The sequence below is a fragment of the Streptomyces sp. NPDC057877 genome (assembly GCF_042796855.1).
In the GTDB taxonomy this organism is placed as follows: domain Bacteria; phylum Actinomycetota; class Actinomycetes; order Streptomycetales; family Streptomycetaceae; genus Streptomyces.
The window spans coordinates 169,742-190,459 of sequence record NZ_JBHVMS010000011.1 but is presented as its reverse complement, the minus strand read 5'-3'; the positions used below and the strand labels follow the sequence as shown (position 1 = coordinate 190,459).

Here is a 20,718-nt window from a genome sequence, read left to right as displayed (position 1 = left end):
CCCTAGACGATTTCCGTGTCAAGGATCTCCGGACCGGCGGGGGGACCTTCGTCGAGCAGCCTGCGCAGCAGCCCGGCGAGTCTGGTCGGATACACCGTCTCATGCGCCCGCGTCAGTTCCTCACAGGTCCACCACCGCGCTCCCACGACGCTGCGCCGCTCCAGCTCGGTCAGGGCCACGGCCCCGGTCACCGTCTGGGTGGTCCGGGCCAGGTAGTACCACTCGTCCTGGTCCCAGCGCCGCCCCGCGAACGGGAACGAGCACATCCGCCGCCACAGCACCGGGCCCAGCTCGACGTCGGTGATCCCGGTCTCCTCCGCGAGTTCCCGCAGCGCGGCCTCCTGATGGGTCTCGTCGCCCTCCAGACCACCGCCCGGGGTGAACCACCAGTCGTCGGCCGGATCGTCCGGCTCATGCCCGTGCAGCAGCAGGATGCGGTCCTCGGGATCGAGCAGCACGACCCGGGCGACCCTGCGCAGCGGCCTGCCGTCGGGCAGTTCGGCGCCCTCCGTGGCCTCAGCGGACACCGGCGGCCTCCGTCCGCACCCGCCTGCGGGCTCCCATCCGCTTGGCCACCGGTCCATAGGCGGCCCCGCCGAGCACCAGGACGGCGCCCGCGACGACCATGACGCCGATCGTGCGCAGCGGCCCCGGCTCGGAGACCGGGCCCAGCGCCTCGAAGCCGCTCGCGGGCTGCAGCATGCCGTCCATGGGCCAGACCACGGCGTCGACCCTCGCGGTCACGGTGTCGCGCGACACGGTGCCCTGGGCGGCCTCGGTGAGGTGGGCGGTGGAGTCCAGCGAGCCGTGCCGCTCGTCACCGAGCAGGAACAGCCGCCCCTTGGGCACGGTGACGGCCGGGAACCTCCCCGCCTCGGCCGCCTGCCCCGCGGGGAGGTAGGACTCGTCCACCTGCTTGCCGTTGACGGTCAGCTTGCCGTCCGTGCAGCAGGCGACGGTGTCACCGCCGACGGCGACCACCCGCTTCAGCACGGGCGCGTTGGCCCAGGTCTCGTCCTTGAAGACGACGACGTCCCCACGGCGCACCTCGCTGCCGTCGACGCGCTCCGCCAGCACCCGGTCGCCCGCGCCGATGGTCGGCGCCATCGAGGTGGTGGGGACGGTGTACGGCCGGTAGACCACCGCTCCCCAGGCGAAGCCGCCGAGGAAAAGCACCAGGCCCAGCGCGACCGCCAGTCCGGACAGCACCTGTCCGGTCCGGCCGCCCGCCGGGCCCGTGTTGCCTGTGCCACCGCTACGCGGGGCCGTCGTCGTCGCGCTCTCGCCACCCATGGATCCGCACCCTACCCGGCAGTACCGGAGCCGGTCAGCCCTTGGGCCGCCGACCCCGGGCGGCGATGATCAGCGAGTGCGGACCACCTGGCTCCGCTTGCGTCGCCACAGCGCCACCGGCACCACACCGACGAGGGCGAGGGCGTTCGGCGCGTTGGTCACCGCCGCGGCCGACGACGGCTGGTTGCCCAGGTTCGGCTGGTCGAAGGTGTCCGGGACGGGCAGCGTGCCCCAGCGGTTGATCGGCCAGGCCTTGACGATGGCGCGGCCGACGACCTCGTCCACCGGAACCAGGCCCTTGTTCTTGTCGGCCTGGTTGTAGCGCGAGTCGCGGGAGTTCTGGCGGTGGTCGCCCATCACCCAGACATGGCCCTCGGGGACCTTCACCTTGAACTGGCCGCCGTTGTCGTCGACGCTGCACGGCGTGTTGCCGGGGTACACATACGGCTCGTTGAGGGCCTTGCCGTTGACCTTCAGCGGGCCGGTGCCCTTGCACTCGACCGTGTCGCCGCCGACCCCGATGACCCGCTTGATCAGGTCCTTCTCCTCCGCGGACGGCATCAGGCCGATCCAGCTGAGGAACGTCTGCAGGGCGTTCGGGTCGAGGGTGGGCTCACCGGCCAGCCAGTTGGCCGGGTCGTGGAAGACGACGACCTCGCCGCGCTCGGGCTCGGAGCCGAACCAGGGGGTGAGCTTGTCCACCAGGACGCGGTCGCCCTCCTGGAGGGTGTTCTGCATCGAGTCGGAGGGGATGGAGAACGCCTGCACCAGGAACGTCTTGATCAGCAGCGCCAGCACCAGCGCGATACCGATCAGGATGGGCAGTTCCTTCCAGAAGGAGCGCTGCTTCCGCTCCGCCTGCTGAGCGGCCGCCGAGCCTTCCGGCTCCCGCCGCTCCCCGGCCTGGCCCTGCTCCGGGGCCTGGCCCTGTTCGTCCGTCACCTTGCCGTCCTCGGTCGCCGGGGCGTCACTCCCGGGGGTCCTGGCGCCGTCCGCGGCCGAAGCCGCTGCCACGGGATGTCCGCGGTGCTCCTCGCCGTCGTGCCCGGACCGTGCGCCAACCGCCGCATCCCCCACGCCAACTCCTCACTCTCTGCCACCGCCTGCCGCCCCATGCGCGGCGCAGGCCCACCACTCCCATAACGAGCGGGAGTTCCGCAGGGCTCGGGAGCTGCATCATTCCACCCGGGGTCGGTCCCGGGCCGTCGGAGGCAACCCTATGCGACGGCCGGGGGGCCGCGGTCGCCCCCGGAGCCGCGTCGGACACCGATGCATAGGTGTTCGGTTCTTCGAGCGTGCTCCAGCGGCCGAGCGGCCAGGCGATGACGACGGCCCGGCCCACCACCTCGTCCTCGGAGACGGTGCCGCCGTAGTCGGTGTCCTGGTGCGCGCGGGAGTCCGCGGAGTTGGCCCGGTGGTCACCCATCACCCACAGCCGTCCCTCCGGGACGGTGATGTCGAACTCCGTCTTGGAGGGCGCGTTGCCGGGGAAGAGGTAGTCCTCGTTCAGGGGAACGCCGTTGACGGTGACCCGCCCTTGTGGGTCACAGCACTTGACGCGGTCGCCGCCGACGCCGACGACCCGCTTGATCAGGTCCTTCTCGTTGTCGGACGGCAGCAGTCCGATGAAGGTGAGCCCGCTCTTGATCTGCGCGACGACGACGGGGTCGTCCTCCTTCTGGGTGGGCTGCTCGTCCTTCAGCCAGCCGCCGGGGTCCTTGAACACGACGACGTCCCCGCGCTCCGGCTCGGCCCCGAACCAGGGCGTGAGCTTGTCGACGAGGACCCGGTCGCCGATCTGGATGGTCTGCTCCATGGAGCCCGACGGGATCACGAAGGCCTGCACCAGGAAGGTCTTCAGGACGAGAGCTATGAGAACCGCGACACCGACGAGGAGCGGGATCTCCTTGATCGCCGAGCGGCGTCTGCGCCGCTTGACCTTGCGCTGGAGCTTGCGCCGCTCCGCGCGACTGCGACCGCTGGACGGGGCCGCCGCCCGGCGGGTGCCGGTGGGCAGCAGGTTGTCGGCGGCACTCCCGGATCCGCGCGGCCTCCCACGGTTACCCATGGGTGCCGTCCGCCGCGGGCACGCGCGCGTAGGCGCCGGGACGCTCCAGGCGGGAGAGGTGGCCGACGGGCCAGACGACCCCCTCGGCCCGGCCGATCACCTCGTCGACGGGGACCATGCCACCGCCCGGTGAGCCGAGGTGGTCGCGGGAGTCGCGGGAGGCGCTGCGGTGGTCGCCGAGGACGAACAGGGTGCCGTCCGGCACGACGACGTCGAAGCGGACCGTGGAGGGACTGTCACCGGGATACAGGAACGCCGACTCGTCGACGGGCCGCCCGTTCACCTCGATCCTCCCCTTCCGGTCGCAGCACACCACGTGGTCTCCCCCTACGCCCACGACGCGTTTGATGTAGTCCGCGTTCCCGAAGTACCCCGTGCCGTCGAACACGACGACCTCCCCGCGCCGCGGATCGGCACCGAAACGGTACGCCAACTTATTTACGAGAACGCGGTCCCCGATCCTCAATCCGCGTTCCATGGATCCGCTGGGGATCTGGAACGGCTGCACCACAAACGCGTTGAGGAGCAGCAGGAAGATCAGGCAGACCAGTACGGTCAGGGTGATCCGCCCGCCGGGGAGCCAGTCGCCGATCCCTCGCGGCAACGCGAAGCGCGACCGGCCCTCCGGCCCCTCCGGCTCCGAGTCCTGCTCGGGTCCGCGGGGGCGGGAGGAGCGGTCGCGCTCCGTTGGCTGTGCTTCGGTGTCCATCGAGGCCAGATGCTATCCGGCCCCGGTATGAACCCCTCGGGCCCTGCCGCGCGCTCAGTTCTCGCGCTTCTCCTTGATCTTCGCGGCCTTGCCGCGCAGCTCGCGCAGGTAGTACAGCTTGGCGCGGCGGACGTCACCCTTGGTGACCAGCTCGATCTTCTCGACGATCGGGGTGTGCACCGGGAAGGTGCGCTCGACGCCGACGGAGAAGGAGACCTTGCGGACCGTGAAGGTCTCGCGGACACCGGAGCCCTGGCGGCGGATCACAACGCCCTTGAACTGCTGCACACGGGAGCGGTTGCCCTCGATGACGCGGACGTGGACGTTGACGGTGTCACCCGGGCGGAAGGCCGGGACGTCGCTGCGCAGCGACGCGGTGTCGACGGAGTCGAGCAGGTGAGACATTTCGTCTGCTTTCCTCGCTGATGCCACAGGTCATCAACGGAAACTAGGTGTTTCGGAAGGTGGGCCGTGCGCGTCGGGGCGGGCGTCGTGTCCCCCTGTGGCAGGGGCGCACGCCGGACGGCGCACAACAGCGGCCTATTCTTCCACGTCATCCACCCGGCGCCAAAATCGGCCGTGCGGCTCGCCCTCCGGGTCCGGGGCCCAGCCCAGGACGGAGAGCATCTCGCGGTCCTTCTTGTCGAAGGCCTTGGGGTCGCACCGCTCGATCAGGTCGGGCCGGTGGACGGTGGTCCGCCGCAGCGCCTCGTCGCGCCGCCAGCGGGCGATCTTCCCGTGGTGGCCGCTGAGCAGCACGTCCGGGATCTCGCGCCCGCGCCACAGCGGCGGCTTGGTGTAGACGGGCCCCTCCAGGAGGTTCGCCATGGCACCGGGCGCGAAGGAGTCGTCCCGGTGGGACTCGGCGTTGCCCAGGACGCCCGGCAGCAGCCGTGCCACGGCCTCGGTGACGACGAGTACGGCCGCCTCGCCCCCGGCGAGGACGTAGTCACCGATGGACACCTCGTAGACCGGCATCCGGGTGGCGTACTCGTCGATGACCCGTCGGTCGATGCCCTCGTAGCGGGCGGGTGTGAAGACCAGCCAGGGCCGCTCGGACAGCTCGACGGCGAGTTCCTGGGTGAAGGGGCGGCCGCTGGGCGTGGGGACGACCAGGACGGGCTCCCGGGCGCCGCTCTCGTAGCCCCGCGCGAGGATGTCGTCGAGGGCGTCGCCCCAGGGCTCGGTCTTCATGACCATGCCGGGGCCGCCGCCGTAGGGCGTGTCGTCGACGGTGTTGTGCCGGTCGTAGGTCCAGTCGCGCAGGTCGTGGACGTGCACGTTCAGCTGGCCACGCGCGCGTGCCTTGCCGACGAGGGAGACGTTCAGCGGTTCCAGGTACTCGGGGAAGATCGTGACGACGTCGAGCCGCATTACGCCTCGTCCCGGGAGGAGGCGATCTCCGCGCGGTCGTCGATCAGTCCCGGCGGCGGGTCGATCACGGCGCGCTGCTCCGCCAGGTCGATCTCGGTGACGATCTCCTCGACGAAGGGGATGAGCACCTCGCTGCCGTCGGGCCGCTCGACGATGAACAGGTCCTGCGAGGGCAGGTGCGAGATCTCGGTGATCCGCCCGACCTCCACCCCGTCCTTGGTGACCACGTCGAGGTCCATCAGCTGGTGGTCGTAGTACTCGTCCTCGCCCTCGGGCAGTTCCTCCGGGTCGACGTCGGCGATCAGCAGGGTGTTGCGCAGCGCCTCGGCGCCGGTGCGGTCGCTCACGCCCGCGAAGCGCAGCAGCAGACGGCCGCTGTGGACGCGACCCGTCTCGATGGTGAGCGGCCCGGTGGAGGCGGGGTCGGTGGCGAGGACCGCGCCGGGGGCGAGCCGCAGTTCGGGCTCGTCGGTGCGGACCTCGACGGTGACCTCGCCCTTGATCCCATGGGCACGGCCGATCCGTGCGACTACCAGCTGCACTGTCCTTGATCTCCTGTCCTACGACATCGCGCTCGACGTCGGGCTCCTGCGACTACGGGCACTGACGACCACGGGCCGGGGACGGCCCAGTGGCCGTCCCCGGCCCGAGCCGGTGCTGCTGCGTTCGTGCGTCAGCGGACTTGGTCCACGTCGACGAGGTCGACACGGACACCGCGGCCGCCGATGGCGCCCACGACGGTGCGCAGGGCGCGTGCGGTGCGGCCGTTGCGGCCGATCACCTTGCCGAGGTCGTCCGGGTGGACCCGGACCTCCAGCACCCGCCCGCGACGCAGGTTGCGCGAGGCGACCTGCACATCGTCAGGGTTGTCGACGATGCCCTTCACGAGGTGCTCGAGAGCCTCCTCGAGCATGCTCAGGCCTCGGTCGACTCGGACTCAGCCGCAGCCTCGTCCTTCTTGTCGGCCTTCTTCTTCTGGGTGATGGCCTCACCCTTGCCCTCGTCGTCGCCGCCGAGAGCCTCGAACGACGGACGCGTGGACTTCGGCTCGGCGACGAGCAGCGGCGCCGGGGCGGGCTCGCCCTTGAACTTCTGCCAGTCGCCGGTCTTCTTCAGGATGGCGAGCACGGGCTCGGTCGGCTGGGCGCCGACGGAGAGCCAGTACGCCACGCGCTCGGCGTCGACCTCCATCACCGACGGGTTGTACGTCGGGTGGTACTTGCCGATCTCCTCGATGGCCCGGCCGTCACGGCGGGTACGGGAGTCGGCGACGACGATGCGGTAGTGAGGCGAACGGATCTTGCCCAGACGCTTCAGCTTGATCTTGACTGCCACGGGAGTGGGTTCTCCTGGTTTGACGTGGTTGGGCACGGCGGATGAGCCGCGTGGGGTTGCGGTACCCGAGTGCCCGATGGACGCGTCAGCCGGAGGAGAGAGGGGTCCTGTGCGGCTGTCGAGTACAGCCGCCCATTCTGCCACACGCCCAGGTGCGTTTCCGAACGGAGGGTGCGGGCGGGCACGCCTGACCAGCACGCGGCGCCGCCTGAACCGGCGCCGCGTGCGCGGCCTGGCGTCCGGGGTCGAGCCGGCGCGGCTGCCACGAGCAGCCGCGCCCTCAGCCCGCCGCGGCGCCCACGACCTCCGGGATCCGGAACGGCTTCCCGCAGCCCCCGCACATGATCGGCGCCTGCGCCAGCACCGAGGGTACGACCCGCACGTTGCGGCCGCAGTCGCACACCGCCTTGACCCGGACGCCGCCCCCGGAGGAGCCGTGCCGGGCCGCCGGGCCGCGGAAGCTGCGGGCCGTGTCGGCGGAGGTGGCCGCGGTGTGCGCCTTCAGCGCGCGCTGGAGGCGCTCGATCGTCGGGCGGTAGCGCCGCCTCGCCTCGGGGTTGAGCGTGACCAGCGAGAAGCCGCTGCTGGGGTGCGGCTCCTCGGGGTGGTCGAGGCCCAGCTCCTCGGCGATCGCGAGGAATCTGCGGTTGTGGTACCGGCCCGCCCGGGAGGTGTCGCGGATTCCGCGGGCGGCGGCGATGCCATGGACTGCCTCATGGAGCAGTCGCTCGAAGGAGAGTTCGTGGCCGCAGGCGGACGACGACTCTCCGATCAGTGACTCGGGCGCGGCAAGATCGGGCAGCTCGGGGTGGTACCGCTGAATGTCGGCCCACGCCTGCGCCAGCTCTGCGGCGAGAACAGGTGGTGTCGTGCTCACGTAATGACAACGAGCCGGGGTGCCGCTGTGTTCCTATTCCGGGGCATCCCAAATAATTTGCACGTACCCGTCAGTTGCCGCTGATGCGTCCCGACGAGGGCGGGTGCGCTGATCTGCGGAGAAGCCGCACAGCTCCCCCCAAGGTGGTACGTAGCCTGACGTACGAACCGGCGCGCAGACGGCGTACTCACGCCGTGAAGCCTGTGGCCCGCGCGGGCGCAAGGGGCGTTTCGGCCGCGCTCTCCCCACGGTGGTGCCTCAATAAGCGCGTGCGACAACCGCGACGTTACCGGGCGCGTCGTCGGCGTCCGGCACCGCCCCGTCCTCGGCGACCAGACACCGTACGGTCACGGCGTGCTCCGCCAGCCTGGCCTCGCCCTCCTCGCCGAGCACCGCCCACGGAATCCGCGCCCAGCCACCAGCCACGGCCGCCTCGACCGCCTCCTCGACGGTCGCCACGTCGGCCGTCCGCGCCGCACGCCGCTCCCGGGACTGCCGCAGCAGCAGCGCCTGGTCCTCCTCCAGCACCCCGGGCAGCAGCGCGGCGAGCGCGTCGACGGCCACCGGCTCCTTGCCGCCCGGGATCCGCCGGACCAGCGTCGCGGTGCCGCCTTCCAGGTCACGGGGCCCGATCTCGATCCTTACGGGCACGCCCTTCAGCTCCCAGTCGACGGCCCGGCGTCCGAACGGCGTGTCGGTACGGTCGTCCACGCGCACCCGCAGACCGGCCGCGGCCAGCCGGTCGCCCACCTCGCGGACCTTGGCCAGAACCGCCTCGTCCCCCTTGATCGCGAGAACGACGACCTGCACGGGCGCCAGCCGCGGCGGCACCCGCAACCCGCTGTCATCACCATGCGACATGATCAGGCCACCCACCATGCGCGTGGACGACCCCCAGGACGTCTGCCAGACGTGCTCCTGACGGCCGTCCCTCGACAGGTACCGGGTGCCGAACGCCTTGGCGAAGTTCTGCCCCAGCTCATGACTGGTGCCCATCTGGAGGGCCTTGCCGTCGCCCATCATCCCCTCCAGCGTGAGGGTGTTGACGGCCCCGGCGAACCGCTCGCTCGCGGTCTTGCGGCCCAGCACCACGTCGATCCCGAGGACGTTCACCATGAAGTCGGCGTACACCTCCCGGTGGATGTGCGCCGCGTAGTCCCGCGCGTCCTCGTAGGTGGCGTGCGCGGTGTGGCCCTCCTGCCACAGGAACTCCGTCGTCCGCAGGAACACGCGCGGGCGCATCTCCCAGCGCACCACGTTCGCCCACTGGTTGATCAGCAGCGGCAGATCGCGGTAGCTCTGCACCCACTTGGCGAAGTAGTCGTTGACGATCGTCTCGGAGGTGGGCCGCACGACGACGGGCTCCTCCAGCTCCTTGCCGCCGCCGTGCGTGACGACCGCCAGCTCCGGCGCGAACCCCTCGACGTGCTCGGCCTCCCGCGTGAGGTAGGACTGCGGGATGAACAGCGGGAAGTAGGCGTTCTCGGCGCCCGCCCGCTTGATCCGGGCGTCCATCTCCTGCTGCATCCGCTCCCACAGGCCGTACCCGTACGGCCTGATCACCATGGTGCCGCGCACCGGCCCGTTGTCGGCCAGCTCGGCCTTGTTGATCAGATCCTGGTACCAGCGCGGGAAGTCGTCCGCCCGCGGCGTCAGAACGGGTGCCTTGGCCATGGCGCGATCGTACGGGCCCACGTTGCCGGAATGTGAAATCTCGCCACACAGGAACGGAACCCCCAAACCGGGGCCCTTCAGCACTGGACGCCACCGCGAGCCCGGAGTTTCCTGGCATACGGGGGGAGTTGCGAGCGCACGTCACGGGGGCCAGGGAAACAGGCACGACGGCAACATCGGCGGATTGGGGCGCTATCGATGACACCTACGCTCGTGCGGCAGCACCTGCATCACGCGGGACCGGCGTCCCCCGTGGATCCGCGTGCACGCGCGCGTGACTGGTCGGAAATCCAGGAGCGGATGCTGGTCCCGCTCTACGAGGCCGTCTACGAGCGACTGGAAGTGGACCCCGGCACCCGGCTGTTGGGGCTCGGCTGCGGCAGCGGGCTCGCCCTGCTGCTGGCGGCCTCCCGCGGTGCCGCGCTCACCGGCGTCGAACCTTCCTCCCCCGAGCGGCTGACCCTCGCCCGCGAGCGGCTGGCCCCCGTCGCCCAGACGGCCCCCGCGGCGCCGGGCACGCGCGCGCGTGAGGCACGCGTCCAGCTCGTCGACGGACTGCCGCGGGCCCCGGTGGCCGACGACGCGCAGCCGCCGTACAACCTCGTGACCGCCTTCGAGCCGATCGGCTGTCTCGCGGGCGACTCCGAGGGGCTCGGCGAACTGCTGGCCGCCGCCGTGCCGCTCGCCGGGCGCGGCAGCCCGGTGGTGCTGGCCGGGTGGGGGCCGCCCGAGCGGTGTGCCACCGTCTCCGTGCTGGGGGTGGCCGCGAAGCTGGCGGACCCGGTGCACGACGCGGGCCGCTGGCGCCCGGCGCTCCGTGACGACCTGGAGGAGGTCGCCCAGCGGGCCGGACTGGCCCCCGACGGCTCAGGACGGGTCGCCTGCCCGTTCGGCTACGCGGACCTCGACAGCGCGGTGCGGGGCCTGCTGTCGACCGGCCTGTTCGACGCGGCGATCGCGGCGACGGACCAGGAGCAGGTCGACAAGGAACTCACCGAGTCACTGCACCCGCACCAGCGTCCCGACGGGACGGTGTGGATGCCGAACGTGTTCCGGTATCTGATCGCCCGGGTGCGCTGAGGCACGCGCCCGGAAGACGCCTACGGCGCCGGGGTGCCCCGGCGTCGTAGCACCGACCGGATCGTCCGGATCGTCAGCCCATGAACTTCTTGAACTCGTCCGGCAGTTCGAAGTCCTGACCGGCCTGCTGGCCCGGCACCCCGAAGGCGTTGCCCTGAGCGGCGGCGGCGCGGCGGGCGGCCTCCTCCTGCTCCTGCTGCTTGCGCTTCATCGGGTTGCCGGAGCGCTGCTTGCCCTTGGCCTTCTTCGGCTGCTTCTTGCTGCGGCCGGGACCGCCGCCCATGCCCGGCATCCCCGGCATCCCGGGCATGCCGCCGCCCTGAGCCATCCGGGACATCATCTTGCGCGCCTCGAAGAACCGCTCGACCAAGCCCTTCACCGCGCTGACCTCGACGCCGGAGCCCTTGGCGATACGGGCGCGGCGCGAGCCGTTGATGATCGTCGGGTCCTGGCGCTCACCCGGGGTCATCGACTTGATGATCGCGGCGGTGCGGTCGACGTCCCGCTCGTCGAGGTTGTTGATCTGGTCCTTGATCTGCCCCATGCCGGGCAGCATCCCGAGCAGCTTGCTGATGCTGCCCATCTTCCTGACCTGCTCCATCTGGGCCAGGAAGTCGTCCAGGGTGAAGTCCTGGCCCTTCTTGGACGCCAGCTTGGAGGCCATCTTCTCGGCCTCTTCCTGGCTGAACGTCTTCTCCGCCTGCTCGATCAGGGTGAGCAGGTCACCCATGTCGAGGATGCGGGAGGCCATCCGGTCCGGGTGGAAGGCGTCGAAGTCGTCGAGCTTCTCGCCGTTCGAGGCGAACATGATCGGCTTGCCGGTGATCTGCCGGATCGACAGGGCGGCACCACCGCGCGCGTCACCGTCGAGCTTGGAGAGCACCACGCCGTCGAAGCCGACGCCGTCGCGGAAGGCCTCGGCGGTGTTGACGGCGTCCTGACCGATCATGGCGTCCACGACGAAGAGGATCTCGTCGGGCGACACGGCGTCGCGGATGTCCGCGGCCTGCTGCATCATCTCCTGGTCGATGCCGAGACGACCGGCGGTGTCGACGATGACGATGTCGTGGACGCGGGTCTTCGCGTGCTCGATGGAGTCCTTGGCGACCTTGACCGGGTCACCGACGCCGTTGCCCGGCTCGGGCGCGTAGACCGCGATCCCGGCGCGCTCGGCGACCACGCTGAGCTGGTTCACGGCGTTCGGCCGCTGGAGGTCGGCGGCGACCAGCACCGGGGAGTGCCCCTGGTCCTTGAGCCACTTGCCGAGCTTGCCCGCGAGGGTGGTCTTACCGGCACCCTGGAGACCGGCGAGCATGATCACCGTCGGCGGGTTCTTGGCGAACCGGAGGCGGCGGGTCTCACCACCGAGGATGGTGACCAGCTCGTCGTTGACGATCTTCAGGACCTGCTGGGCGGGGTTCAGCGCCTTGGAGACCTCGGCACCGAGGGCCCGCTCCTTGACGTTCTTGATGAACGTGCGGACGACAGGGAGGGCCACGTCCGCTTCGAGAAGGGCGATACGGATCTCGCGCGCGGTGGCGTCGATGTCCGCCTCGCTCAAACGCCCCTTGCCGCGCAGGTTCTTGAAAGTGGCTGAAAGGCGATCGGAGAGAGTATCGAACACGGCGGCGTCGGTCCTCGGGAGTCGGGGGCAGGCTGAAGCGTCTTCCAGGGTATCCCGGCTCCCTACGTCGCCGGATCCGCTCAGCCCCGCAAAGTCTCCTCCAGCTTCCGCGCCACCGCCCCGGCCTCCTCCCCCGGCAACGGCACGCCCTCCCCACTGGTGACATAGAACGCGTCCACCGCGTTCGCCCCCAGCGTGCTCACATGCGCGCTGCGCACCCGCACGCCCGCGTCCTCCAGTGCCCGGCCGATCCGGAACAGCAGGCCCGGGGCGTCCTGGGCGCGGACCTCGATGACCGTGGCCAGACGGGAGGCGGTCGGGTGGACGGTCACACGCGCGGGTGGTGCGATGACGCCCCGGCGCCGGGGGTAGGCCGCGTCCCGCTCCGCCAGGCGCCCCGCGATGTCCAGGGAGCCGTCCAGGGCGCGTACGAGGTCGGCGCGGAGCCGGGCGGCCTGCGGCAGGGAGCCGTATTCGGCGGCGACCCGCCAGTTCAGCAGGAGGACGGAGCCGTCGACGCCGTCCGGCAGGTCCAGCGCGCGCAGCTCGGCCGTGCGGACGGTCAGCCGGTGCATGGCCAGCACCCCGGCCACCGCGGGCAGGACACCCGACTGGTCGGGTACGGCGATCAGCAGCTCGACGCCGAGGGGTTCGGGTGCGTCGGAGGCGGGCGGCTGCTCCTCCGTCGGCGGCTCGGTCTGCGCCCGCAGCGCCAGCACGGGTCCGCCGGTGGCGACGGCCTCGATGGCGAGCCGTTCCTGTTCGGCGGTGGGGGCTGCGGCCTCGGGTTCGTCCGGGTCGTCCCCGGCGAGCACGGCGGCGACGCGTTTGACCAGGTCGGCGACCAGGGAGCCGCGCCAGGACGACCAGGCGGCCGGGCCGGTGGCCAGCGCGTCGGCCTCGGTGAGGGCGTGCAGCAGTTCCAGCGTGCTCTCGCTGCCGACCGCCTCCGCGACCGACCGCACGGTGGCCGGGTCCTCCAGGTCGCGCCGGGTGGCGGTGTCGATGAGCAGCAGGTGGTGGCGTACGAGCGTGGCGAGCACGGTGACGTCCTCGCGGTCGAAGCCGATGCGCGCGGCGACGTCCTTGGCGATGATCTCCCCGGCCACGGAGTGGTCGCCGGGCCAGCCCTTGCCGATGTCGTGCAGCAGCGCGGCGACCAGCAGCAGGTCGGGGCGGCTGACGCGGCGGGTGAACTCGGAGGCGCGCACGGCCGTCTCGATGAGGTGCCGGTCGACGGTCCAGATGTGCACGGCGTTGCGCTGCGGGCGGCAGCGGACCCGCTCCCAGTCGGGCAGCAGGCGGGTGATCAGGCCCTCCGCCTCCAGGGCCTCCCAGACCTCGATGGTGGGGTGGCCGGAGCCGAGGAGGGTCACGAGCTGTTCGCGGGCCTCGGCGGGCCAGGGCGTGGGCAGCGGGCGCGTGGTGGCGGCCAGACGGCGTACGGCGTGCAGGGAGAGCGGGAGTCCGGCCTGTGCGGCGGCGGCAGCGGCGCGCAGCGGCAGGACGGGGTCGCGGTCGGGGCGGGCGGCGCGGGCGAGCACCACCTCGCCGTCCTGTTCGACCACGCCCTCGGCGAGCGGGGAGCGGTCGGTGGCTGGCTTGCCGCCGCCGAGCATGGCGCGCAGCCGGGGCCGCACGGCGCGCGATCGCAGTACGCGCCCCACTTCACGCCAGGTGACATCGCTGGCGTAGGAGATGACGCGGGCGGCCTCGTAGACCTGCCGCAGCAGGGTGTCGGCGTCGAGGAGACCCAGCTGGGCGGCGACCTGGTCCTGTTCCTGGAGGGCGAGCCGGTCGGTGGCACGGCCGGTGGTCAGGTGGAGCGCGTCGCGGACGTCGAGGAGGCGGCGGCGGGCGTCGTCGAGGCCCTCGCGCGGGGCGTCGGCGAGCCAGGAGGCGGCGACGGCGCGCAGGGCGGTGGCGTCGCGCAGTCCGCCGCGGGCTTCCTTGAGGTCGGGTTCGAGGAGGTACTGCAGCTCACCCTGGCGTTCGGCGCGCTCGGCGCAGAGTTCCTGGAGTTCGGGGAGACGTTTCGGCGCCTGGTTGCGCCAGTCGGCGAGCACGGCGGTGCGCAGGCCTGCGGTCAGTCCGAGGTCGCCCGCCAGGTGCCGGGCGTCGAGCAGACCGAGTTGGACTTTCAAATCCTCTCCGGCGGTCTTGCGGGCCTCGGCCGGGGTGCGCACGGAGTGGTCGAGGGCGAGGCCGAGGTCCCACACGGGGTACCAGAGGCGGTCGGCGAGGGCGGCGACGGCCTTGGGGTCGGAGCCGTCGTGCAGGAGGAGGAGATCGAGGTCGCTACGGGGGGACAGCTCGCCGCGGCCGTAGCCGCCGACGGCGACCAGGGAGGCCCCGCGCAGTCCCTCGGCGGCGGCGGTGAACAGCCCCGACAGCCACTCGTCGGTCAGCTCGGAGAGGGCGGTACGGCGCGGCGGCCCGGACCGCGCCCCCTCGGTGAGGAGGCGCAGCCGGGCCGCCGCGTAGCCGCTGGGTCCCGAGTCCTCTGCTTCGTTGCGAACATCCGTACTCGTCACCCAGCGACTCCTGTTCCGTGTCAGAGCGCGTCCGGGCCGCGCTCACCGGTCCGGACCCGTACGGCCGTCTCGACCGGGAGGGACCAGACCTTGCCGTCACCGATCTTGCCGGTGCGGGCGGCCTTGACGATGACGTCGATCAGCTGTTCGGCGTCGTCGTCCTCGGCCAGCACCTCGATGCGGATCTTGGGCACCAGGTCGACGGTGTACTCGGCACCGCGGTAGACCTCGGTGTGGCCTCGCTGTCGACCGTAACCGCTTGCCTCGGTGACCGTCAGTCCATGGACTCCGAAGGCCTGCAGGGCCTCCTTGATCTCGTCGAGCCGGTGGGGCTTGACGACGGCGGTGATGAGCTTCATGCCTCAACCTTCTTGCTCTCAGCAGAGTTGCTGCTCGGGGCGGGGGCCGCGGCGGCGGTGATGTGCGAGGCGGCGGCGCTGCTGAAGTCGTATGCAGTCTCGGCGTGGGCGCTCTGGTCGATGCCGGTGACCTCGTCGTCCTCGGAGGCGCGGAAGCCGATCGTCTTCTGGATCACGAAGGCGAGGATGAACGTCACCACGAAGGTGTAGCCCATCACCGAGAAGGCGCCGATGGCCTGCGACAGGAACTGGTCCCAGCCGCCGGTGCCGTCGGTGGCGAGGAAGCCGACCATCAGGGTGCCGAGGAGACCGCCGACCAGGTGGACGCCGACGACGTCGAGGGAGTCGTCGTAGCCCAGCTTGTACTTGAGGCTGACGGCCCAGGAGCAGACCGCACCGGCGACGACACCGATGAGCAGCGCGCCGAAGATGTTGACGTTGCCGCCGGACGGGGTGATGGCGACCAGACCGGCGACCGCGCCGGAGCAGGCGCCCAGCGTGGTGAACGCGCCGTGCCGGATGCGCTCGTAGATCAGCCAGCCGAGCATGGCCGCACCGGTCGCGACCTGGGTGTTGAGGGCCATCTGCGCGGTGGTGCCGTCGACGCCCAGCTCGGAGCCGGCGTTGAAGCCGAACCAGCCGAACCACAGCAGGGCGGTGCCGAGCAGGACCAGCGGCAGGTTGTGCGGCCGCATCGGGTCCTTCTTGAAGCCGATGCGCTTGCCGACCACCAGGACGGCGGCGAGCGCGGCGACACCGGCGTTGATGTGGACCGCCGTACCACCGGCGAAGTCGATCACGGCCGGGTCGAGCTGGGAGAGCCAGCCGCCGCCCCAGACCCAGTGGGCGACCGGGAAGTAGACCACGGTGACCCAGACGCCGATGAAGACCATCCAGGCGCCGAACTTCACCCGGTCGGCGAGCGCGCCGCTGATCAGGGCCGCGGTGATGACCGCGAACAGCATCTGGAAGAGCGAGAAGGCGAACAGCGAGATGTCGTTGCCGGTGAAGCTCTCCATCGTGGAGTCGGCGTCGACGCCCTTGAGCCCGATCATCTCCAGGTCGCCGATGAACCCGCCGGAGTCACCGCTGAAGGCCAGGGAGTGTCCGTAGAGCACCCACAGGACGCTGACGAGGCCCAGTGAGATGAAGGACATCATCAGCATGTTGAGTACGCTCTTGGACCGGACCATGCCGCCGTAGAAAAGGGCCAGGCCGGGCGTCATCACCATGACGAGCGCCGCGCTGATCAATACGAATCCGGTATCTGTGCCGTTCAATGCCGGTATCTCCTCGTCTTGGTACGGCCCCGTGCGGGCGAAGCCTGAGCGGATTGAGGGGGGCGGGCCGGTTATGCGGCACGAGATTGGCGCAGCGCCGTTTCGATGGAAGCCCCGCGTTGTTTCGCGGGCGTGACAAGGGCGCATGGCGTGTTACGCGTCGATGAACTGCCTGATGTTCGGCCACTGGATCGTTATCGTGGCGCAACCTTCGGGGATAGAGCGCCTTCGACAGCACACAGACCGGCCGCGGGCGGCCCTCCGCTGACCTGGCGCGGGGGAGCCGAGTCGGGCGGTTCGGGAGGGCCGGCCGCGGCCGGGGTTCTCGGTGACGGGGTCAGACCGCTTCGGCGGTCTCGGGCAGCTCGACAGCGAGTTTCTCGGTGAGGTCCACGACTTCGGCGAGATCACCGAAGTCCCGGGCGGCGGTGTCGACGGTCTTTCGGATACGGGTGTTCACGCGCTCGGAACGGACCTTCTTGGCCACCCGCATGGCCTGCTCGGCGAAGACCGCGCTCTGCTCGGGCTCACGCTGCAGCAGGTTGACGGAGGCCACTCCGATGAGGTTGAGCGCATACGACCGCTGGTGCTCACCGTCCTGGGCGAACAGCTCCACGGCCCGCCGCATCAACGGCTCCGCGAGGGAGGCGTAGGCGGGGCTGCGACCGGCGACATAGGCGAGGTCGCGGAAGGAGTGGCTGTTCTCGCCGTACAGCTCGGCCTCGTTGAAGAAGCGGATCCAGTCGGGGTCCGGCTCGTCCCACTCGTCGGCGTCGGCGAAGGTGTCCTCGGCCATCCGCACCGCCCGTTTGCACTTGCCGGGCTGGCCCATGTTGGCGTACGCGCGGGCCTCCATCGCATACAGCATCGACTGGGTGCGCGGGCCGGCGCAGTCCCGGCTGCCGTACTGGGCGAGATGGATCAGTTCCAGGGCGTCGTCGGGCCGTCCGAGGTGGATCATCTGACGGCTCATGCTGGACAGGACGTAGGAGCCGAGGGGGCGGTCCCCGGCCTCCTTCGCGGCGTGCAGGGCGAGGACGAAGTACTTCTGGGCGGTGGGCTGGAGGCCGATGTCGTAGCTCATCCACCCGGCCAGCTCGGCGAGTTCGGCGGCGACCTTGAACAGCTTGCGGGTGGTGGCCTCGGGCTGGGGTTCCTGGAGGAGGTCGGTGACCTCGTGCAGCTGGCCCACGACGGCCTTGCGGCGCAGGCCGCCGCCGCACTGGGCGTCCCACTGCCGGAACATCACGGTGGTGGACTCCAGCAGGTCCAGCTCGGGCTTGGACAGCCGCCCGCGCGCGCGGGTGGTGGGCACCGGCTCGGGGTCGGACCGGGTCGGCGACGGCGGCGCGGGCACCAGCCAGCGCTGCATGGGCTCGATGAGGGCCGGGCCCGCGGACAGGGCCAGCGAGGTTCCGAGGAAGCCGCGCCGCGCCAGCATCAGGTCGCTGCGCGAGAACTCGCTGAGCAGGGCCACTGTCTGCGGGCCCGTCCAGGGGAGGTCGACGCCGGTCGCCGACGGGGAGGGTCGCGAGGTGCGCAGGCCGAGGTCCTCGATGGAGACGACACAGCCGAACCGCTCGGAGAACAGCTCCGAGAGGATCCTGGGGATCGGCTCGCGCGGGTTCTCGCCGTCCAGCCAGCGCCGTACCCGGGAGGTGTCGGTGGAGATGTGGTTGGCGCCCAACTGGCGTGCTCTGCGGTTCACCTGACGGGCCAGCTCGCCCTTGGACCAGCCGCTGCGCACGAACCATGAGCCCAGCAGCTCGTTCGGGCGCTTGTCAGCGTTCGCCCCGCTGCCGCCGTTGCCGCCCACTGGAACGCCCCCATCCCCTGTGTAGACCGCTTGTCGCCGAATGCGCCAAGCCCTATCAGAATGCCCGTCAACCCGGTCTCCCGTATGCCACTTGTCACACTTCGAACGGGGAGCCGACTTGCCTCCGGCATACCCGCGTGAGCATGTGCCTCCAGGAGCCGTGCACTCAAAGTAATCCTACGATCACCCGTCCAGCCATGGCGAACGCCGAATCGCCACCATTCGCCACCCCTTCGAATGAACTCACGGTGGCCTCCGCACGATTCACTTGACACAGGACGGCCGTAAGTGAGCGGAGCGGTGCACGAAGGGGCGCGCATGGCCGGGCACGCCACCTGGGGCGCTTCAACGCGCCGCCCGGATCGGCCGCCTGGACCGACCGCCACCGGGAAGGCGGGAGCACAGCGTCACGTTCCGCATCCGTCTCGTAACCACCGGTGCGTTGGACCCGTTGGAGGGGGCATGGGCTTCACGATCGGCAGCAGTCGGGGCATCCGCGACATCCGGTCCACCTCGCGCCGCCGCGGTCGCACCTCGGAGTGCACCGCGGTGGCGGAGTACACCGGGCTGTGGGGCTGGGACGTGGTGCCGGGCGCCAGGGCCGCCGCGGGCGTCTGCTCCTGTGGCCGCCCCGACTGCCGGGCGCCGGGCGCGCACCCCCTGGAGTTCGCCGCCGAGGTGCGCGCCGGGGCGACGCTGGGCGAGGTGACCCGGGCCTGGGGCGAGACCCCCGGCGCCGCCGTGATGCTGCCGGTCGGCCGCGCGTTCGACGTCATCGAGGTCGCCGAGGCCGCCGGGCGGCGCGCCCTGGTCCGCTTGGAGCGCATGGGCCTGCCCCTCGGCCCGGTCACCGTCACCCCCGAGGGCCGCGCCCACTTCCTGGTCGCCCCCGGCGCCGCCGCCGAGCTGCCCACCCTGCTGTACCGCATGGGCTGGGACGACCCGTCCCTCGACCTGCGCGCCCTCGGCCCCGGCGCCCACGTCACCGCCCCGCCCTCCGACCGCGCGGGCCTCGGCCCGGTCCGCTGGCTCCGCCCACCCGCCCTGGACGCGGCGACCAAGCCGCCGGAGGCGCGGCTGTTGCTGGGGACGCTGGCGTATGTGGCGCATCGGTCGCGGGCGTAGGCCTCACGCGCCCCGGGCACAGGCGTAGTTCCCGCGCGCCCCAGGCACCCCGGCCGCAGGCGTAGTCCCCGCGCGCCCCAGGCACCCCGGCCCCAGGCGTAACCTCCCCACGCCCCACGCCCCACGCACCACGCACCCCGGCCACAGGCATAACCTCCGCACGCCCCCGCCCCACGCCTCACGCCCCACGCACCCCGGCCCGACCCCGTACGCACACGAAAGAGCCCCACTCCATCTGCAGCATGGGGTGGGGCTCTCGCTCTTGGGTACGGCCATCTCGCCCGCGCGCTCAGTCGCCGATCAGGGCATCCACGAACGCCTCCGGCTCGAACGGCGCGAGATCGTCCGCGCCCTCTCCGAGGCCGACCAGCTTGACGGGAACGCCCAGCTCACGCTGGACGGCGACCACGATGCCGCCCTTGGCGGTGCCGTCCAGCTTGGTCAGCACGATGCCGGTGATGTCGACGACCTCGGCGAAGACACGGGCCTGGACGAGGCCGTTCTGGCCGGTGGTGGCGTCCAGGACGAGCAGCACCTCGTCCAGCGGGGCGTGCTTCTCGACGACGCGCTTGACCTTGCCCAGCTCGTCCATGAGGCCGGTCTTGGTGTGCAGCCGTCCCGCGGTGTCGATGAGCACCACGTCGGTGCCCAGCTCCTTGCCCTCCTTGACCGCGTCGAAGGCGACCGACGCGGGGTCGCCCGCCTCGGGCCCGCGCACGGTGTGGGCGCCGACCCGCTCGCCCCAGGTCTGGAGCTGGTCGGCGGCGGCGGCACGGAAGGTGTCGGCGGCGCCGAGAACGACGGTGCGGCCGTCGGCCACCAGGACCCGCGCGAGCTTGCCGGTAGTGGTGGTCTTGCCGGTGCCGTTGACGCCGACGACCATCACGATGCCGGGCTTGCGGCCCTCCGGCTCGGTCTTCACCGTGCGGTCGAAGTCGGTGCCGACCAGCGTCAGCAACTCCTCGCGCAGCAGACCGCGCAGCTCCTGCGGGGTGCGGGTGCCGAGCACCTTCACCCGCTCGCGCAGCCGCTCGACCAGCTCCTGGGTGGGCTGCACACCGACGTCGGCGGTGAGCAGGGTGTCCTCGACCTCTTCCCAGGTCTCCTCGTCCAGGTGCTCGCGCGAGAGCAGCGTGAGCAGGCCCTTGCCGAGGGCGTTCTGCGAGCGGGAGAGACGGGCGCGGAGGCGGATCAGCCGCCCCGCGGTGGGCTCCGGTACCTCGATGACGGGGACCGGAAGCTCTTGGACGGGCGGTTCCTCCACGGTGACCGGCACGCCACCGTCCGGGAGGTCCACCTCCTCTATGGTGCGGCGCGGTTCCTCACGCGGGGTCTCGGCCTCGTCGCCGACGTGCGGCTCGGCCGGAGGGGCGGTGATGTCGGGGGTCGCGGGCGGCGGCGGGGGCAGGGCCTTCTTCCGCCGGGTGCCGACGACGAGCCCGCCGATCGCGCCGAGCACGACCACGGCGATGACTACAGCAAGGATGACGATGTCCATAACCCGTCCAGTATCAGCCATGGGGCTGGCCCGGACCCAGTTTGTGTGTTCCTCCAAGTGTTCTTCCGCGTG

General features: G+C 71.3%; 20 protein-coding genes. 2 read left to right on the top strand and 18 right to left on the bottom strand.

Annotated features, from left to right (window positions below):
* Positions 1-2 precede the first annotated feature (2 nt).
* The 12 genes from ACFVQG_RS31140 to proS form a co-directional block, all read right to left on the bottom strand.
* Entirely contained in the window at positions 3-527 is a 525-nt protein-coding gene (locus tag ACFVQG_RS31140) for an NUDIX hydrolase (protein WP_383389723.1), read from the bottom strand.
* Complete coding sequence (gene lepB / locus ACFVQG_RS31135) at positions 517-1,293, bottom strand: signal peptidase I (RefSeq protein ID WP_383389721.1); 777 nt, start codon at positions 1,291-1,293, stop codon at positions 517-519. The genes ACFVQG_RS31140 and lepB (ACFVQG_RS31135) overlap by 11 nt, the downstream gene beginning before the upstream one ends.
* 69 nt (positions 1,294-1,362) lie before the next feature.
* A complete protein-coding gene (lepB, locus tag ACFVQG_RS31130) occupies positions 1,363-2,370 on the bottom strand; it encodes a signal peptidase I (protein ID WP_383389719.1) in 1,008 nt (335 codons plus the stop codon).
* Positions 2,261-3,361 (bottom strand): signal peptidase I, encoded by a 1,101-nt coding sequence (lepB, locus tag ACFVQG_RS31125; protein WP_383389718.1) that lies wholly within the window; start codon positions 3,359-3,361, stop codon positions 2,261-2,263. The genes lepB (ACFVQG_RS31130) and lepB (ACFVQG_RS31125) overlap by 110 nt, the downstream gene beginning before the upstream one ends.
* Positions 3,354-4,070 (bottom strand): signal peptidase I, encoded by a 717-nt coding sequence (gene lepB / locus ACFVQG_RS31120; RefSeq protein ID WP_383389716.1) that lies wholly within the window; start codon positions 4,068-4,070, stop codon positions 3,354-3,356. Before lepB (ACFVQG_RS31120) ends, lepB (ACFVQG_RS31125) begins: the two co-directional genes overlap by 8 nt.
* Positions 4,071-4,124: 54 nt before the next feature.
* Positions 4,125-4,475 carry a 50S ribosomal protein L19 gene (gene rplS / locus ACFVQG_RS31115; protein ID WP_383389712.1) on the bottom strand — a complete coding sequence of 117 codons (351 nt, stop codon included), beginning with the start codon at positions 4,473-4,475 and terminating at the stop codon, positions 4,125-4,127.
* Between the two features lie 135 nt (positions 4,476-4,610).
* The gene (trmD, locus tag ACFVQG_RS31110; protein WP_383389710.1) at positions 4,611-5,444 is read right to left on the bottom strand and encodes a tRNA (guanosine(37)-N1)-methyltransferase TrmD; all 834 of its coding nucleotides are present in this window, start codon (positions 5,442-5,444) and stop codon (positions 4,611-4,613) included.
* On the bottom strand, positions 5,444-5,986 hold the full coding sequence (gene rimM, locus ACFVQG_RS31105; RefSeq protein ID WP_383389708.1) for a ribosome maturation factor RimM: 543 nt from the start codon (positions 5,984-5,986) through the stop codon (positions 5,444-5,446). The genes trmD and rimM overlap by 1 nt, the downstream gene beginning before the upstream one ends.
* A gap of 131 nt (positions 5,987-6,117) precedes the next feature.
* Positions 6,118-6,357: an RNA-binding protein gene (locus ACFVQG_RS31100; protein WP_014176063.1), complete on the bottom strand. Its 240-nt coding sequence runs from the start codon at positions 6,355-6,357 to the stop codon at positions 6,118-6,120.
* A gap of 2 nt (positions 6,358-6,359) precedes the next feature.
* Positions 6,360-6,779, bottom strand: coding sequence for a 30S ribosomal protein S16 (rpsP, locus tag ACFVQG_RS31095; RefSeq protein WP_383389706.1), 420 nt, complete (start codon positions 6,777-6,779; stop codon positions 6,360-6,362).
* Positions 6,780-7,059: 280 nt separating this feature from the next.
* Entirely contained in the window at positions 7,060-7,656 is a 597-nt protein-coding gene (locus tag ACFVQG_RS31090; RefSeq protein WP_383389704.1) for a hypothetical protein, read from the bottom strand.
* A 258-nt stretch (positions 7,657-7,914) separates the two neighbouring features.
* Positions 7,915-9,330 carry a proline--tRNA ligase gene (gene proS / locus ACFVQG_RS31085; protein WP_383389702.1) on the bottom strand — a complete coding sequence of 472 codons (1,416 nt, stop codon included), beginning with the start codon at positions 9,328-9,330 and terminating at the stop codon, positions 7,915-7,917.
* 198 nt (positions 9,331-9,528) lie between these two features.
* Between proS and ACFVQG_RS31080 the strand changes: the two genes are divergently transcribed.
* On the top strand, positions 9,529-10,410 hold the full coding sequence (locus ACFVQG_RS31080; protein ID WP_383389700.1) for an SAM-dependent methyltransferase: 882 nt from the start codon (positions 9,529-9,531) through the stop codon (positions 10,408-10,410).
* Positions 10,411-10,483: 73 nt separating this feature from the next.
* Here the strand turns inward: ACFVQG_RS31080 and ffh are convergent, their stop codons facing one another.
* The 5 genes from ffh to ACFVQG_RS31055 form a co-directional block, all read right to left on the bottom strand.
* Positions 10,484-12,034 carry a signal recognition particle protein gene (gene ffh / locus ACFVQG_RS31075; RefSeq protein WP_383389699.1) on the bottom strand — a complete coding sequence of 517 codons (1,551 nt, stop codon included), beginning with the start codon at positions 12,032-12,034 and terminating at the stop codon, positions 10,484-10,486.
* Between the two features lie 80 nt (positions 12,035-12,114).
* Positions 12,115-14,568: a [protein-PII] uridylyltransferase gene (locus ACFVQG_RS31070; protein WP_383389697.1), complete on the bottom strand. Its 2,454-nt coding sequence runs from the start codon at positions 14,566-14,568 to the stop codon at positions 12,115-12,117.
* A 20-nt stretch (positions 14,569-14,588) separates the two neighbouring features.
* The gene (locus ACFVQG_RS31065) at positions 14,589-14,927 is read right to left on the bottom strand and encodes a P-II family nitrogen regulator (protein ID WP_003997576.1); all 339 of its coding nucleotides are present in this window, start codon (positions 14,925-14,927) and stop codon (positions 14,589-14,591) included.
* Positions 14,924-16,207 carry an ammonium transporter gene (locus tag ACFVQG_RS31060; protein WP_383389695.1) on the bottom strand — a complete coding sequence of 428 codons (1,284 nt, stop codon included), beginning with the start codon at positions 16,205-16,207 and terminating at the stop codon, positions 14,924-14,926. Before ACFVQG_RS31060 ends, ACFVQG_RS31065 begins: the two co-directional genes overlap by 4 nt.
* Before the next feature lie 337 nt (positions 16,208-16,544).
* Positions 16,545-18,023: a hypothetical protein gene (locus ACFVQG_RS31055; protein WP_383389693.1), complete on the bottom strand. Its 1,479-nt coding sequence runs from the start codon at positions 18,021-18,023 to the stop codon at positions 16,545-16,547.
* Positions 18,024-18,485: 462 nt separating this feature from the next.
* Between ACFVQG_RS31055 and ACFVQG_RS31050 the strand changes: the two genes are divergently transcribed.
* Positions 18,486-19,148 carry a bifunctional DNA primase/polymerase gene (locus ACFVQG_RS31050; RefSeq protein WP_383389691.1) on the top strand — a complete coding sequence of 221 codons (663 nt, stop codon included), beginning with the start codon at positions 18,486-18,488 and terminating at the stop codon, positions 19,146-19,148.
* A gap of 289 nt (positions 19,149-19,437) precedes the next feature.
* Here ACFVQG_RS31050 and ftsY read toward each other — a convergent pair whose 3' ends face one another.
* On the bottom strand, positions 19,438-20,646 hold the full coding sequence (gene ftsY, locus ACFVQG_RS31045) for a signal recognition particle-docking protein FtsY (RefSeq protein WP_383389689.1): 1,209 nt from the start codon (positions 20,644-20,646) through the stop codon (positions 19,438-19,440).
* Positions 20,647-20,718 lie beyond the last annotated feature (72 nt).

What these genes read in the sequence shown, in the direction of transcription:
- lepB (WP_383389721.1), bottom strand. Translation starts at nt 1,293, where the DNA reads ATGGGTGGCGAGAGCGCGACGACGACGGCCCCGCGTAGCGGTGGCACA.
- lepB (WP_383389718.1), bottom strand. Translation starts at nt 3,361, where the DNA reads ATGGGTAACCGTGGGAGGCCGCGCGGATCCGGGAGTGCCGCCGACAAC.
- lepB (WP_383389716.1), bottom strand. Translation starts at nt 4,070, where the DNA reads ATGGACACCGAAGCACAGCCAACGGAGCGCGACCGCTCCTCCCGCCCC.
- rplS (WP_383389712.1), bottom strand. Translation starts at nt 4,475, where the DNA reads ATGTCTCACCTGCTCGACTCCGTCGACACCGCGTCGCTGCGCAGCGAC.
- trmD (WP_383389710.1), bottom strand. Translation starts at nt 5,444, where the DNA reads ATGCGGCTCGACGTCGTCACGATCTTCCCCGAGTACCTGGAACCGCTG.
- ACFVQG_RS31100 (WP_014176063.1), bottom strand. Translation starts at nt 6,357, where the DNA reads ATGCTCGAGGAGGCTCTCGAGCACCTCGTGAAGGGCATCGTCGACAAC.
- proS (WP_383389702.1), bottom strand. Translation starts at nt 9,330, where the DNA reads ATGGCCAAGGCACCCGTTCTGACGCCGCGGGCGGACGACTTCCCGCGC.
- ACFVQG_RS31080 (WP_383389700.1), top strand. Translation starts at nt 9,529, where the DNA reads ATGACACCTACGCTCGTGCGGCAGCACCTGCATCACGCGGGACCGGCG.
- ACFVQG_RS31065 (WP_003997576.1), bottom strand. Translation starts at nt 14,927, where the DNA reads ATGAAGCTCATCACCGCCGTCGTCAAGCCCCACCGGCTCGACGAGATC.
- ACFVQG_RS31050 (WP_383389691.1), top strand. Translation starts at nt 18,486, where the DNA reads ATGGGCTTCACGATCGGCAGCAGTCGGGGCATCCGCGACATCCGGTCC.
- ftsY (WP_383389689.1), bottom strand. Translation starts at nt 20,646, where the DNA reads ATGGACATCGTCATCCTTGCTGTAGTCATCGCCGTGGTCGTGCTCGGC.